The organism is Cellulomonas taurus, from assembly GCF_012931845.1.
Classification (GTDB): domain Bacteria; phylum Actinomycetota; class Actinomycetes; order Actinomycetales; family Cellulomonadaceae; genus Cellulomonas; species Cellulomonas taurus.
Window position 1 is genome coordinate 3,174,382 of the sequence record NZ_CP051884.1, and the last position, 12,403, is coordinate 3,186,784.

The window sequence follows — 12,403 nt, forward strand, 5'->3', positions numbered from 1 at the left end:
GTGCCGGGAAGTCTGGTCGGCGGTCCAGCCGTCGACCCCTGGGAGATCCCGTCGTGTCCACTCTGTTCAGCAGTCTCACCCCCGGCGGTGAGCGCAATCTGCTCGACACCCTCCGCGCCGAGCGCACCGGCGGCGTCCTGCTGCTGATCGGGGCGGTCGCCGCCCTGGTCTGGGCCAACTCGCCCTGGGCTGCCGCCTACACCGCCGTCTCCGAGACCGTGATCGGCCCGGCCGCGCTCCATCTGGACCTCAGCCTCGCCGACTGGGCGAAGGACGGCTTGCTGGCGATCTTCTTCTTCGTGGTCGGGGTCGAGCTCAAGCGCGAGATCGTCGACGGCGAGCTGCGCCGGGTGCGGACCGCCATGGTGCCGGTGGTCGCGGCGGTGGGCGGCATGGCGGTGCCCGCGCTGCTGTACCTGCTGGTGAACCGGGGCGGTGCCACCGAGGGCTGGGCGGTGCCGACCGCCACCGACATCGCGTTCGCGGTCGCGGTGCTCTCCGTGGTCGGCCGCAGCCTGCCGACCTCGCTGCGCGCCTTCCTGCTCACGCTGGCCGTGGTGGACGACCTGCTCGGCATCATCGTCATCGCCACCGTGTACACCGAGTCCCTGCACCTCGAGTTCCTCACCCTCTCCGCCCTCACCATCGCCTGCTTCGCCCTCCTCATCCGCGTCCGCACCGCCCCCGCCGAGATGACAGAAACCGGCGGATGGGCGGCCGGGATGCGTCGCTTGCTGTCATCTCGGGCGCGGGGTCCGCTGCTGGTCGTGCTGGGGGTGACGGCGTGGGCGTTGATGCACGCCTCGGGGGTGCACGCGACGATCGCGGGGGTGGCACTCGGGATGACGGCCCCCGGGCTGGCACGCACCGGCGAGTCGGTGAGTGTCGCCGAACGGCTCGAACACCACTGGCGCCCCATCTCCGCGGGAGTCGCCGTGCCGGTGTTCGCGCTGTTCGCCGCCGGGGTGACGTTGAACGCTCAGGTGATCGGCGATGCGCTCAGCGACCCGGTGGCGCAGGGTGTCGCCCTGGGCCTGGTCGTCGGCAAGCCGCTGGGCATCCTGGGTGCCACCTGGCTGGTCGCGACCTTCACCCGGGCGCAGCTGGCACCGGATCTGCACTGGCGGGACGTCGCCTCGGTGGGGGCGCTGGCCGGGATGGGCTTCACCGTCTCGCTGCTGATCGGGGCGCTCGCCTTCGGCGCCGACAGCGAGCACGACCAGCACCTGACGGTGGCGATCCTGTTCGCCTCGCTGCTGGCCGCCGTCATCGGTGGGATCGCCCTGGCGCTGCGGGACCGGCAGCACCGCCGACTGGCAGGTCCCGCCCCGGAGGTCGTCGCGAAGGGGTAGGTTCAGCTGTCGATGACCGTCGACTCCTCCGCCCTGCTGCTGGACGGCCCGTGGCGGCACCAGTTCGTCCCGGCCAACGGCGGGCGTTTCCATGTCGCCACCGCCGGACCCGAGGACCGGGACGCCCCGCTGGTGGTGCTGCTGCACGGGCTGCCGCAACTGTGGTGGGCGTGGCGGCACCAGATCCCGGCCCTGGCGGAGGCCGGTTACCGGGTGGCCGCGATGGACCTGCGCGGGATCGGCGGCTCGGACAAGCCGCCGATCGGCTACGACATGCCCACCCTGACCCAGGACGTCGCCGGTGTGGTCCGGTCGCTGGGCTGCGAGCGCGCGGTGTTCGTCGGCCAGGGCGTCGGCGGCGGTGACGTCGCCTGGGCGATGCCCGCGTACCACCCGGAGGTCACCACCGCCCTCGGCGTGCTGTCGTCCCCGCACCCGCTGCACCGGCTCGGCGACCCCCGACGCGGCCTGCGGGCCAAGGCCCTGCGGCACATGGTGGAGTTCCAGGTGCCGCTGCTGCCCGAACGCTCGCTGACGCACGGCGACCGGGTGGCCAAGCTGCTCCGGGAGTGGGGCGGCGCCCGGTGGCCGGACCCGGCGGCGCTGGCCGTGTACCGCCGAGCCGCCCAGATCCCGTTCGCCGCCCACTCGGCGATGGAGCAGGTGCGCTGGCTGTACCGGTCGTGGTTCCGTGCCGACGGTCGACGGCACGCCCAGGCCCTGCGTGAGGCGCCCACCGTGCCCACGCTGCAGCTGCACGGCGGGTCGGACGGCTGCTACGCCGTGTCCCGGTCGGTGGCGACCGGGCGCGTCGCCGGGCGGCTGGGGGCCGGGTACCGGTTCGAGATGCTCGGCGGCACCGGGCACTTCCTGGCCGAGGAGCAGCCGGAGCGGGTCACCTCGCTGCTGGTCGAGTGGCTCGACGGGCTGCGCTGACCCCGTCCCGCCGGGTGGCGGTGACGACACCGGTCGGGGTGCCGTGACCGGCGTGCCGGCTCAGACCAGCGAGGACGGGCAGTCCCGGGTCACCGGGCAGTTCGCGCAGTCGGGCCGGCGGGCGAGGCAGCACCGGCGGCCGTGGAAGATCAGGCGGTGGCTGACCAGCGTCCACTCGGCGCGCGGGATCAGTGCGGCGATCTCCCGCTCCGCCCGCACCGGGTCCTCCTCGGTGGTCCAGCCGAGGCGTCGGGCCAACCGCCCGACGTGGGTGTCCACGGTGATCCCGGGAATGCCGAAGGCGTCGCCGAGCACCACGTTCGCCGTCTTGCGGCCGACCCCCGGGAGCCGCACCAGATCCGCCAGCCGGGGCGGGACCTGCCCGCCATGGCGTTCGACCAGCGCCTGGCCGAGGCCGATCAGCGACCGCGCCTTGGCCCGGAAGAAGCCGAGCGGGCGCAGGATCTCCTCCAGCTCGTCCGGTGCCGCACCGGCATAGGCGGCAGCGTCCGGGTAGCGCGCGAACAGCTCCGGGGTGACCGCATTGACCCGGACGTCCGTGGTCTGCGCCGAGAGCACGGTGGCGACCAGCAGCTCCAGCGGGGTGCTGAAATCCAGCTCACACCGCGCATCGGGGTACCGCTCGGCCAGCGCCCGGTTGACCCGTCGGGCGCGTCTGACCAGGGCGAGGGGTGGCCGGTCGGCGTCCGTGGTGGTCATTCGGTCAGCCTAGAGCCGCTCGCCCCCACGGGTGATGCCGCCGTTCCGGCTCAAGTCGGGCACCCGCGGGGTCGAGAAAGTCGCCAGCACCCCGACGACTCCCCGAGGACGAGATGCCCGCAGCACTGGCCGATCTGCGCCGCCGTCGTCGTGCGCTGCGGCTGGAGCACCAGCACGTCCGGCGGTGGCGGCTGCTGCTCCGGGACCGGATCGAGTTGGCGGTGGCCGCGGCCGCCCCGCCCCGGATGCCCGGCGAGGACCCGGAGCTGCGTGACCTCTTCCTCGACCGCGCCCGCCCGCTGCCCGGCGCCGCCGAGCTGGCCGGTGCGGTGCGCGGCGCCCTGCCGCTGGCCGAGATCGAGCAGCTGCCCCGGCTCCGCGCGCTGGATCACCGGCTCGCCGAATACCAGGAGCAACTCGGCGAAGCCCTGGACGACCTGACCGAGCTCTACATCGAGGAGCTCGCCCGCTCGGTGTCGTGATTGCGTGCCGGGCCGTCGGTCTGTAGGTTACCTAGTGCACTAGATGACCTACCGACCGGAGGTGCGCATGCTCGATGGCAAAGGTCCGATCTTCGCCCAGATCGCCGACCGGATCGCCGACGACATCGTCGCCGGGGTCTACCCCGAGGACGGCGCGATCCCGAGCATCAACGACTTCTCGGTCTTCTTCCGCACCGCCCCGATGACCGTCGGCAAGGCGATCACCCAGCTCGTCGACCAGGGCGTGCTCTACAAGAAGCGCGGCATCGGCATGTTCGTGGCCGAGGGCGCTCCCGCCCTGCTGCGCAGCCGACGCGCCGAGAACCTGCGCACCGAGTACATCGCCCCGCTGCTGCGCGAAGCCGCGCTGATCGGGGTCGACCTGCCCACCCTCCACCAACTCCTCGACCAGGAGGCCAGCTCATGACCACCGCCATCGACGTCCGGTCAGTCAGCCGGACCTTCGGCCGCACCCCGGTGCTGCACGCGCTCGACTTCCAGGTGCCCCAGCACGCGATCCTCGGCCTGCTCGGCCGCAACGGCGCCGGGAAGACCACCATCATGTCGATCATCGCCGGGCAGGACCGGCCCACCAGCGGCGAGGTGCTGGTCGGCGGCCACCATCCCTTCGAGCACGCGCCGACCCTGAACACCATCCGGTACATCCGGGACAGCCAGCGCTACCCGGACGACTACTACCTGCGGCACGTGCTGCGGATCGGACCGGCGTTCGCCCCGCACTGGGACGCCGAGCTCGCCGCCTCCCTGGTGGACAGCTTCGCGTTGCCGGCCAAGGTGGCGGTGAAGAAGTACTCGCGTGGCCAGCTGTCTGCGCTCGGCATCGTGCTCGGCCTGGCCTCCCGCACACCGATCACGCTGCTGGACGAGCCCTACCTGGGCCTGGACGTCACCGCCCGGCGGGTGTTCTACGACGCGCTGCTGCGGGACTACGCCGAGCACCCCCGCACCGTGGTGCTGTCCACCCACCTGGTGCAGGAGTCGGAATCGCTCTTCGACCAGGTCGTGATCCTGGACCGGGGCCGGGTGGTGGCCGCCGGCGATCGGGACGACGTGGTCGGCGGCCTGGTCCAGCTGTCCGGCACCACCGGAGCCGTCAGCCAGCTCACCGCGGGCTTCGACGTGCTGCGCCGGGACGTGGTCGGCGGACTGTGCTCGGCGCTGGTGCGCACCGACAACGACCTGAGCGACGCCGCCCATCGCCTGGGCGTCCAGCTCAGCGGCGGATCCCTGCAGGACCTGGTCGCCTCCTACGGCGCCGGGCACGACACCACGGAGGTCGCGGCATGACCGACACCCTGGCGGCCACCCGGCTGCATCTGAACAAGCGCGAGATGACCTTCGTCGTGCCGCTCGGGATCACCGGGCTGGTGGCGCTGATCTCGGTCCTGATCATGGTGCTGCTGATCCGGGCGGGTCAGACACCCGGCACCGACGCCTGGGTTGAGGGCGCGCGGTCGAACGGCGGGATGCTCTGGGGCCTGTGCGGCTTCATCGGCTACATGGGCGTGCAGTCGGTGGCCACCACCTTCCCCTTCGCCCTCACCCTCGGCGCCACCAGGCGACATTTCGTCTTCGGCACGGTGCTCTGGTGGGCGATCACCTCCGCCTACCTGGCAGCGATCTTCACGGTCCTGCTGGCGATCGAGCTGGCGACCGGGCACTGGTTCGCCGACTTCTACATCTTCGACGTGTTCCTGCTCGGCTCCGGCTCGCTGGCGAAGATCGCGGTGATCGTCTTCCTCGGCAGCATGAGCATCTACAGCCTGGGCGGGGTGTTCGCGGCGTCCTGGGTCCGGTTCCGCAACCGTGGCCCGATCGTCCTCGGCACCGCCCTGGTGCTCGCCGTCCTGGTGGTGCTGATCCTCGCGGTGCCGTCCTTCAGGTCCATCGTCGAGGCATTCCGCGCCTGGTGGCTGATCGTGGCCGCGGTGGCGGTCATCGCCGGCTCGTCCATCGGCACCTGGGCCTTCCTGCGCGGCTCGTCGGTGCGCTGACCGGTGGTTTCGTCCTCCGGTCACCCCGACCCGGCCGGATGGGGCAGACTGACCCCATCGATTTCCCGGTGAGAAAGGTTCCACAGGTGGAGGACGACGTCGTACTCTCGGCGCCCCTGTTCGTGGGGATGGACCCGGAGGCGTCCCGCGCGCTGATCGCTTCCATGCAGCCCGTGCACGTCGCCCGCGGTGAGGTCCTCTTCCACGAGGGCGAACCCGGCGACCGGTTGTACGTGATCCGGACGGGCAAGATCAAGCTCGGCCGACGCTCCAGCGACGGCCGGGAGAACCTGCTCGCCGTGCTCGGCCCCGGGGAGATGTTCGGCGAGCTGTCGCTCTTCGACCTCGGCCCCCGCACCGCCACCGCCACCGGGGTCGCCGACGCCGTGGTGATGGAGCTGGGTCACGAGGAACTGGTCGGCTGGCTGGAGCAGAACCCCGGCGTGGCCAAGCACCTGCTCGCCGCCCTGGGCCGTCGCCTGCGCCGGACCAACGAGGCACTGGCCGACCTGGTGTTCGCCGACGTGCCCGGCCGGGTCGCCAAGGCCCTGCTGGACCTGTCCACCCGCTTCGGTCAGCAGACCGACGAGGGCGTCCGGGTCGCCCACGACCTCACGCAGGAGGAGCTGGCCCAGCTGGTCGGTGCGTCGCGGGAGACCGTGAACAAGGCGCTCGCCGACTTCGCCGCCCGCAAGTGGGTCCGCCGCGAGGGCCGCGCGATCGTGCTGCTCGACCTGGACCGGCTGGAACGCCGCGCCCGCTGAACGACGACGAAGGCCCCCGACGCGATCACCGCATCGGGGGCCTTCGTGTGTGTCCGCGACGCGTCAGTCGACGACCTCGGCGACGATCTCCACCTCGACCGCCGAGTCCAGCGGCAGCACCGCGACCCCGACCGCCGAGCGGGCGTGCACCCCGGCGTCGCCGAAGATCTCGCCCAGCAGGGTGCTCGCGCCGTTGATCACCCCGGGCTGTCCGGTGAACGACGGATCGCTCGCCACGAAGCCGACCACCTTGACGATCCGGACCACCCGGTCCAGGTCGCCGTCCAGCAGCGAGGCGACGGCCGCGACGGCGTTCAGCGCACAGGTGGCGGCAAGCTCCTGCGCCAGCTCCGGCGAGACCGTGTCGCCGACCTTGCCGGTGACCGCCAGCTCGCCGCCGACGAACGGCAGCTGGCCGGAGGTGTGGATCAGGTTCCCGGTGCGCACCGCCGGGACGTAGGCCGCGACCGGCGCGGCGACCTGCGGGAGCTCCAGCCCCAGCTCGGCCAGCCGGTCGGCGATGCGGCCGGTCACTTCTCGCCCGTCGGACGCTTCAGGTAGGCGACGAGACCGGTCTCGGTCTGCAACACGGTGACCAGTTCCCAGCCGTCCGATCCCCACTGGTCGAGGATCGCCTTGGTGGCGTGGACGATGAGCGGGACGGTCGCGTACTCCCAGGTGGTGGTGGCCATGCGCGTCACCCTAGTCGGGCGGCGTCCCGCACGTCGTCCAGCCCGAGCAGTTCGTCCTTCCAGGACTCGACGTCCGGGCGCTTGCGCAACAACGCGCGACGCTCCCGTTCGGTCATCCCACCCCAGACGCCGAAGTTCATCCTGCAGTCCAACGCGTCGGCCAGGCACTCCAGGCGCACCAGGCACGACTGACACACGGCTCGCGCATCGCGTTGCGCCTTGCCCTCGACGAACAGGTCGTCGGGCTCCACCCGCTCCGACCCCGCCGATCCACAGGCCGCGAACGCCGTCCAATGACTGTCCGTGACGGACATGCCATCCCCCTTGATCCAGACCATTCCCCACGAGGACGCCCGACCGGGTGCGGCAAAGACCGGCAGTGTCCCCCTGCTGCCCGCGACCGTACCGCGCAAGTCGTCCCACGTCACCACCCACCTGGGTCCCAGCGCCCGTTCAGCTCCGTGTGCAGGTCCCGTGCACAAAGCCCAGATGCCGATGATCACCGTGGAGGGTGACCCACCTGCTCCCGTACCCTGGCGGGCATGCCCTCTCCCTCGTCGCCCCGCGGTCGACAGATGACCGCCGGTCAGGCGGTGGCGCTCTTCATGGCGTTCCTGCTGGCCTCCGGGATCGGTGGTCTGCTGACCGCCGGACTCGCCCTGCCCACGGTCGCCATCGCGAACAGCGCCACGAACCTCTCGGTGCAGGCCTTCGAGGACCTGCCCAGCGAGCTGGAGCAGAAGCCGCTCTCGGAGAAGTCGACCCTGCTGGCCGCCGACGGCACGACGGTGCTCGCCGAGTTCTGGGCCGAGAACCGCGAGGTCGTCACGCAGGACCGGATCGCCGAGCAGATGCAGAACGCGGTGATCGCGACCGAGGACAAGCGGTTCTACCAGCACGGTGGCATCGACCCCACCGGCACGCTGCGCGCGGCGATGGCCAACCTGACCGGCAGCTCGACCCAGGGTGGCTCCACCCTGACCCAGCAGTACGTGAAGAACGTGCTGATCGAGTCGGCGATCCGGGACGGCGACTACGCCAAGGCGGAGCAGGCACGGGAGGCCGAGGGCGCCGAGGGCTACGCCCGCAAGCTGCGCGAGGCGAAGCTGGCCATCGCCCTCGAGAAGACGATGACCAAGGACGAGATCCTCACCGCGTACCTGAACATCGCGCAGTTCGGCGTCTCGACCTACGGCGTCGAGGCGGCCGCCCAGCGGTTCTTCAGCAAGTCGGCCGCCGACCTGAACTACCTCGAGGCCGCCACCATCGCCGGGGTGACCAACAGCCCGACCCTCTACGACCCGATCAAGAACCCGGAGAAGTCCGAGGGTCGCCGCAACACGGTGCTGTTCCTGATGCACGACCAGGGGTACATCACCGACGAGGAGTACGAGGCGGGCAAGACCACCCCGCTCGCGGCGACGCTGATCCCCTCCGACCCGAAGTCCGGCTGCATGGCCGCCGAGACCTCCGTGCCGGGTTCCGGCTACTTCTGCGACTACGTCACCCACGTGATCAAGAACGACCCGGCCTTCGGTGAGACGCCGGAGGAGCGGGAGAACCGGCTGTACCGCGGTGGCCTGACCATCGTCACCACCCTGGACACCCGGGTGCAGACCATCGCGAACGACTCGGTGAAGAACAGCGTGCCGGTCAACGACCCGTCCGGTGTCGGTGAGGCGATGAGCGTGGTCGAGCCGGGCACCGGCCAGATCAAGGCCATGGCCCAGAACCGCGAGTTCAACAACACCTCCGAGGCCGGTGACCGTCAGACCTCGGTGAACTACAACACCAGCTACGCCTACGGCGGCTCGACCGGCTTCCCGCCAGGTTCGACCTTCAAGGCGTTCACCCTGCTGCAGTGGCTCAAGGACGGGCACTCGCTGAGCGAGCGGGTCAACGGCACCGCCCGGACCCTGAACACCAACCAGTTCACCGCCTGCGGCGCGAAGCTCGGCAACAGCACCTACAAGGTCGGCAACTCCGAGGGCGGCGCGGGCAACATGTCCGTCCTGCAGGCCACCCAGAACTCGGTCAACCTCGCCTTCCTGACGATGGCGATGCAGCTCGACCTGTGCGACATCATGAACGGCGCCGCCGAGCTGGGTGTGGTCCAGGCCGGGAACGGCGAGACCTTCCAGGCGTTCCCGGCGAACGTGCTCGGCTCGGACTCGACCACCCCGCTGGCGATCGCCTCCGCCTACGCGACCTTCGCCTCCGGTGGCACCTACTGCTCCCCGATCGCGATCCTGTCGGTCAAGGACGCCGACGGCGCCGACGTGACCGTGCCGGACGCCGGGTGCAAGCAGGCCATCTCCACCGAGATCGCCAACGCGATGGCGTACGCGATGAGCAACGTGTGGAGCGGCACCGGAAAGGGCATCGGCACCCCGTCCTACACCGCCTCCGGCAAGACCGGTACCACCAGCAAGAACGAGCACACCTGGTTCGCCGGGTACACGCCGCGACTGGCCACCGCCGTGTGGGTCGGTCACCCGGACTCGATGACCCCGATGCAGCGGGTCACGATCAACGGCAAGTACTACTCCAACGTCTTCGGTGCGACCATCGCCGGGAAGGCATGGAAGACCGCGATGGACGCCGTGCTACTGGACGGCACCCCGAACCCGGACTTCGGCGCGGCCAGCTCGGACGACATCTACGGCGCGCCGGTCGGCGTCCCGTCGGTGGTCGGCCTGGACGTCAACGCCGCCACCCAGCAGCTCTCCGGTGCGGGCTTCGGCGTGCAGGCGGGCGAGGCAGAGTTCTCCGAGCTCGCCCCGAACACCGTGATCCGCCAGGACCCCAGCGGGTCGGCCGTTCCCGGAGCGACGATCACGCTGATCCTGTCCAAGGGCCCCGACCCCGCGGGACAGCAGCCGGCCGACCCGAACCAGGGTCAGCCGAATCCCGGCGCCAATCCCCCGGGCCAGGGCTAGTGACCTCGCGTCTGCTGCGCGGCCTGGGCGCCGCGGCGCTCGCCGGTGCCGGGGCCGTCGCCTGGGGGACGGTCGAGGCGCGCTGGTACACCCTGCGCGAGTTCACCGTCCCGGTGCTGCCGCCGGGTGCCGACCCGCTCACCGTGCTGCACCTGTCCGACCTGCACCTGACCCCCGGCCAGCATCGCAAGATCGACTGGGTGCGGGACCTCGCGTCCATCCAGCCCGACCTGGTGATCGACACCGGGGACAACTGGGCGCACCTGGACGCGATGCCCGCGCTCCTGCACGCGCTCGAACCGCACCTGGACACCCCGGGGGCCTTCGTGTGGGGCTCCAACGACTTCTTCGCCCCTTCCCCGAAGAACCCGGCGCGCTACCTGCTGCCGGACGCCCGGGTGCAGCGCGACGAGCCGCCCACCGAGCTGCCCTGGCGTGAGCTCGGTCGCCGCCTCACCTCCGCCGGGTGGATCGACCTGGACAACCGCCGCGACGCCGTCGAGGTCGCCGGACAGCGGATCAGCCTGGTCGGCACGAACGACGCGCACCTCGACCTGGACCGGTTCCCCGGACCCGAGGGCGACATCCGCCCGGTCGCGCACCGCGCGGGTCCGGCCGACCCGGCCCGGGTCACCGGTGACCTGCCCGCCCTGCACCTCGGGGTCACGCACGCTCCCTACCGGAGGGTCCTGGACGCCATGCACGCCGACGGTGCCGACCTGATCCTGGCCGGGCACACCCACGGCGGACAGCTCGCCGTCCCTGGTTATGGCGCCTTGGTCACCAACTGCGACCTGGACCGTGGCCGCGCGAAGGGGCTGCACGGCTGGCCCGGTGCCCGGCCCGATGCGCCGCACGGCGCGGACTCCACCTGGCTGCACGTCTGCGGCGGCCTGGGCACCTCCCCCTACGCGCCGGTGCGTTTCGCCTGCCGGCCCGAGGCGGCGGTGCTCACGCTGGTCGCGGCGAGCTGACCGGCGGTCGTCGACCGGCATCGGTTACCGGGCATCCCCCAACGTCCGGTATGCTGAGTCAGCACCACGGGGTGTGGCGCAGCTTGGTAGCGCGCCTCGTTCGGGACGAGGAGGTCGTGGGTTCGAATCCCGCCACCCCGACCGTGATGCAGAAGGGCCGGTACCGCGAGGTACCGGCCCTTCTCGCGTGCCCGGCCCGGGCGTGCTCTGGCGGCACGCCTCAGACCTATCGGCGCAGCCTGACCCGGCTCGGCCCAACCCGGCTCGGCTTGGCCCGGTCCGCGAACGTGAGGCGTGCGGGGGTCCGGGGTACGGCAGCGCACCCGGGGATTCAGCGGCTCGCGTCCAGGGGTTCGCGGTTCGGCCCGCGGTGGTCGGTCGCGATCCGGAACCGGTCCCGACCCGCGGCCTTGGCCCGGTACAGCGCGACATCCGCGGCGGCCAGGGCGGTCCCCGGCGGCACACCCGGGCAGATGGTCGCGATCCCCGCGGAGAAGGTGACGCCGGTGCTGACCTCGGCCCACTCGGTGCGCAGCGCGCGGAGCATGTTCATCGCCTGCACCGCCTCGGTCCGGGGCAGCACCAGGACGAATTCCTCCCCGCCGTAGCGCGCGGCGTAGTCCCGGCGGCGCAGATGCTGGTCCAGCAGGTGCCCGAACCCGGTGAGGACGGCATCCCCGGCCGAGTGGCCCAGGGTGTCGTTCACGGTCTTGAAGTGGTCGAGGTCGATCACGACCAGGGTGTCACCGGCCTGCACCGCCGACAGCTGCTCCTCCAGGTCCCGGCGGTTGCCCAGCGCGGTGAGCGCGTCGGTGCGGGCGTCCCGGCGCAACCTGCTGTGCACGTCGCGCTGATAGGCGGTGGTCAGGGCGAGCACCTGCGCGATCCCCCACCAGATGAGGCCGTAGATCACCATCCGCACCCAGGCACGCGGGTCGAACAGCGGCACCATCGCCGTATAGGCGACCAGGGCGACCGGCACCAGGCCGAGCGCGATCCGACCGGGGTGGAACAGCCCGAGGTAGACGAAGCACAACGGGATCAGACCGACGTACGCACCGGCGGCGTGTTCGGTGCCCAGGCCCATCGCGGCGAGCGACACCAGCACCAGCAGCGGGAAGACCATGCTGACCAGCGAACGGTGCCGCCATCGGATCAGGAAGCTGGCGGCAGCGCCGAGCAGCAGCGTGCCGACGACCGCGGCGAGGACCAGCAGCATGCGCGGGGGGAGCCCGAGGAAGGGCATGGTGAGCAGGATGACGACGGCGCAGAACACCAGCAGCATCCGGCCGCAGGCAGCGGCGTGCCCACCGATCTGCAGCCAGGCGGGCATCCGGTCCATGATCCGGATCACCAAGGGCGTGGCCTCGACGGGCGACGGGGCCCGCGGGCCCGTATCGCGCGCGAAGGTCATGCCGTAGTCATCGGCTCGACCGGTGCCGCGCTGAAGGTTCCCGGTGCCGACCTGCACCGAATCCGTCCCGGATCTTGAGCTTCCCCCGCTGAGCTGCGGGGTCGGTGGCCGCGAG

General features: G+C 71.4%; 14 protein-coding genes and 1 tRNA gene. 10 read left to right on the forward strand and 5 right to left on the reverse strand.

The window, feature by feature from the left end; genetic code table 11:
* Positions 1-53: 53 nt before the first annotated feature.
* Both HGK68_RS14725 and HGK68_RS14730 read left to right on the forward strand, forming a co-directional pair.
* The gene (locus tag HGK68_RS14725; protein WP_206155761.1) at positions 54-1,352 is read left to right on the forward strand and encodes a Na+/H+ antiporter NhaA; all 1,299 of its coding nucleotides are present in this window, start codon (positions 54-56) and stop codon (positions 1,350-1,352) included.
* Positions 1,353-1,364: 12 nt separating this feature from the next.
* Complete coding sequence (locus tag HGK68_RS14730) at positions 1,365-2,288, forward strand: alpha/beta fold hydrolase (RefSeq protein ID WP_169166638.1); 924 nt, start codon at positions 1,365-1,367, stop codon at positions 2,286-2,288.
* Positions 2,289-2,348: 60 nt separating this feature from the next.
* On the opposite strand, the gene nth is transcribed toward HGK68_RS14730, so the two are convergent.
* On the reverse strand, positions 2,349-3,008 hold the full coding sequence (gene nth, locus HGK68_RS14735; protein WP_169166639.1) for an endonuclease III: 660 nt from the start codon (positions 3,006-3,008) through the stop codon (positions 2,349-2,351).
* A gap of 113 nt (positions 3,009-3,121) precedes the next feature.
* Here nth and HGK68_RS14740 point away from each other — a divergent pair, with 113 nt between their 5' ends.
* The 5 genes from HGK68_RS14740 (at position 3,122) to HGK68_RS14760 (ending at position 6,269) form a co-directional block, all read left to right on the forward strand.
* Positions 3,122-3,490 (forward strand): hypothetical protein, encoded by a 369-nt coding sequence (locus HGK68_RS14740; protein WP_169166640.1) that lies wholly within the window; start codon positions 3,122-3,124, stop codon positions 3,488-3,490.
* 67 nt (positions 3,491-3,557) lie between these two features.
* Positions 3,558-3,917 carry a GntR family transcriptional regulator gene (locus HGK68_RS14745; protein WP_169167157.1) on the forward strand — a complete coding sequence of 120 codons (360 nt, stop codon included), beginning with the start codon at positions 3,558-3,560 and terminating at the stop codon, positions 3,915-3,917.
* Entirely contained in the window at positions 3,914-4,798 is an 885-nt protein-coding gene (locus tag HGK68_RS14750; RefSeq protein ID WP_169166641.1) for an ABC transporter ATP-binding protein, read from the forward strand. The genes HGK68_RS14745 and HGK68_RS14750 overlap by 4 nt, the downstream gene beginning before the upstream one ends.
* Positions 4,795-5,505: a hypothetical protein gene (locus tag HGK68_RS14755; protein ID WP_169166642.1), complete on the forward strand. Its 711-nt coding sequence runs from the start codon at positions 4,795-4,797 to the stop codon at positions 5,503-5,505. The genes HGK68_RS14750 and HGK68_RS14755 overlap by 4 nt, the downstream gene beginning before the upstream one ends.
* Before the next feature lie 86 nt (positions 5,506-5,591).
* A complete protein-coding gene (locus HGK68_RS14760) occupies positions 5,592-6,269 on the forward strand; it encodes a Crp/Fnr family transcriptional regulator (RefSeq protein WP_169166643.1) in 678 nt (225 codons plus the stop codon).
* Between the two features lie 63 nt (positions 6,270-6,332).
* Here the strand turns inward: HGK68_RS14760 and HGK68_RS14765 are convergent, their stop codons facing one another.
* The 3 genes from HGK68_RS14765 to HGK68_RS14775 are packed head-to-tail and all read right to left on the reverse strand — an operon-like array spanning position 6,333 to position 7,275.
* On the reverse strand, positions 6,333-6,803 hold the full coding sequence (locus HGK68_RS14765) for a RidA family protein (protein ID WP_169166644.1): 471 nt from the start codon (positions 6,801-6,803) through the stop codon (positions 6,333-6,335).
* On the reverse strand, positions 6,800-6,961 hold the full coding sequence (gene sp36 / locus HGK68_RS14770; RefSeq protein WP_169166645.1) for a Sp36 family protein: 162 nt from the start codon (positions 6,959-6,961) through the stop codon (positions 6,800-6,802). The genes HGK68_RS14765 and sp36 overlap by 4 nt, the downstream gene beginning before the upstream one ends.
* A 5-nt stretch (positions 6,962-6,966) precedes the next feature.
* Entirely contained in the window at positions 6,967-7,275 is a 309-nt protein-coding gene (locus HGK68_RS14775; RefSeq protein WP_169166646.1) for a WhiB family transcriptional regulator, read from the reverse strand.
* Between the two features lie 228 nt (positions 7,276-7,503).
* Here HGK68_RS14775 and HGK68_RS14780 point away from each other — a divergent pair, with 228 nt between their 5' ends.
* From HGK68_RS14780 to HGK68_RS14790, 3 genes are all read left to right on the forward strand, one after another.
* The gene (locus tag HGK68_RS14780) at positions 7,504-9,900 is read left to right on the forward strand and encodes a penicillin-binding protein (RefSeq protein ID WP_169166647.1); all 2,397 of its coding nucleotides are present in this window, start codon (positions 7,504-7,506) and stop codon (positions 9,898-9,900) included.
* On the forward strand, positions 9,900-10,874 hold the full coding sequence (locus HGK68_RS14785) for a metallophosphoesterase (protein ID WP_169166648.1): 975 nt from the start codon (positions 9,900-9,902) through the stop codon (positions 10,872-10,874). Before HGK68_RS14780 ends, HGK68_RS14785 begins: the two co-directional genes overlap by 1 nt.
* Before the next feature lie 67 nt (positions 10,875-10,941).
* A tRNA-Pro gene (locus HGK68_RS14790) sits at positions 10,942-11,015 on the forward strand.
* A gap of 190 nt (positions 11,016-11,205) precedes the next feature.
* Here the strand turns inward: HGK68_RS14790 and HGK68_RS14795 are convergent.
* Positions 11,206-12,207, reverse strand: a complete 1,002-nt coding sequence (locus HGK68_RS14795) for a GGDEF domain-containing protein (RefSeq protein WP_169166649.1) — start codon at positions 12,205-12,207, stop codon at positions 11,206-11,208.
* Positions 12,208-12,403 lie beyond the last annotated feature (196 nt).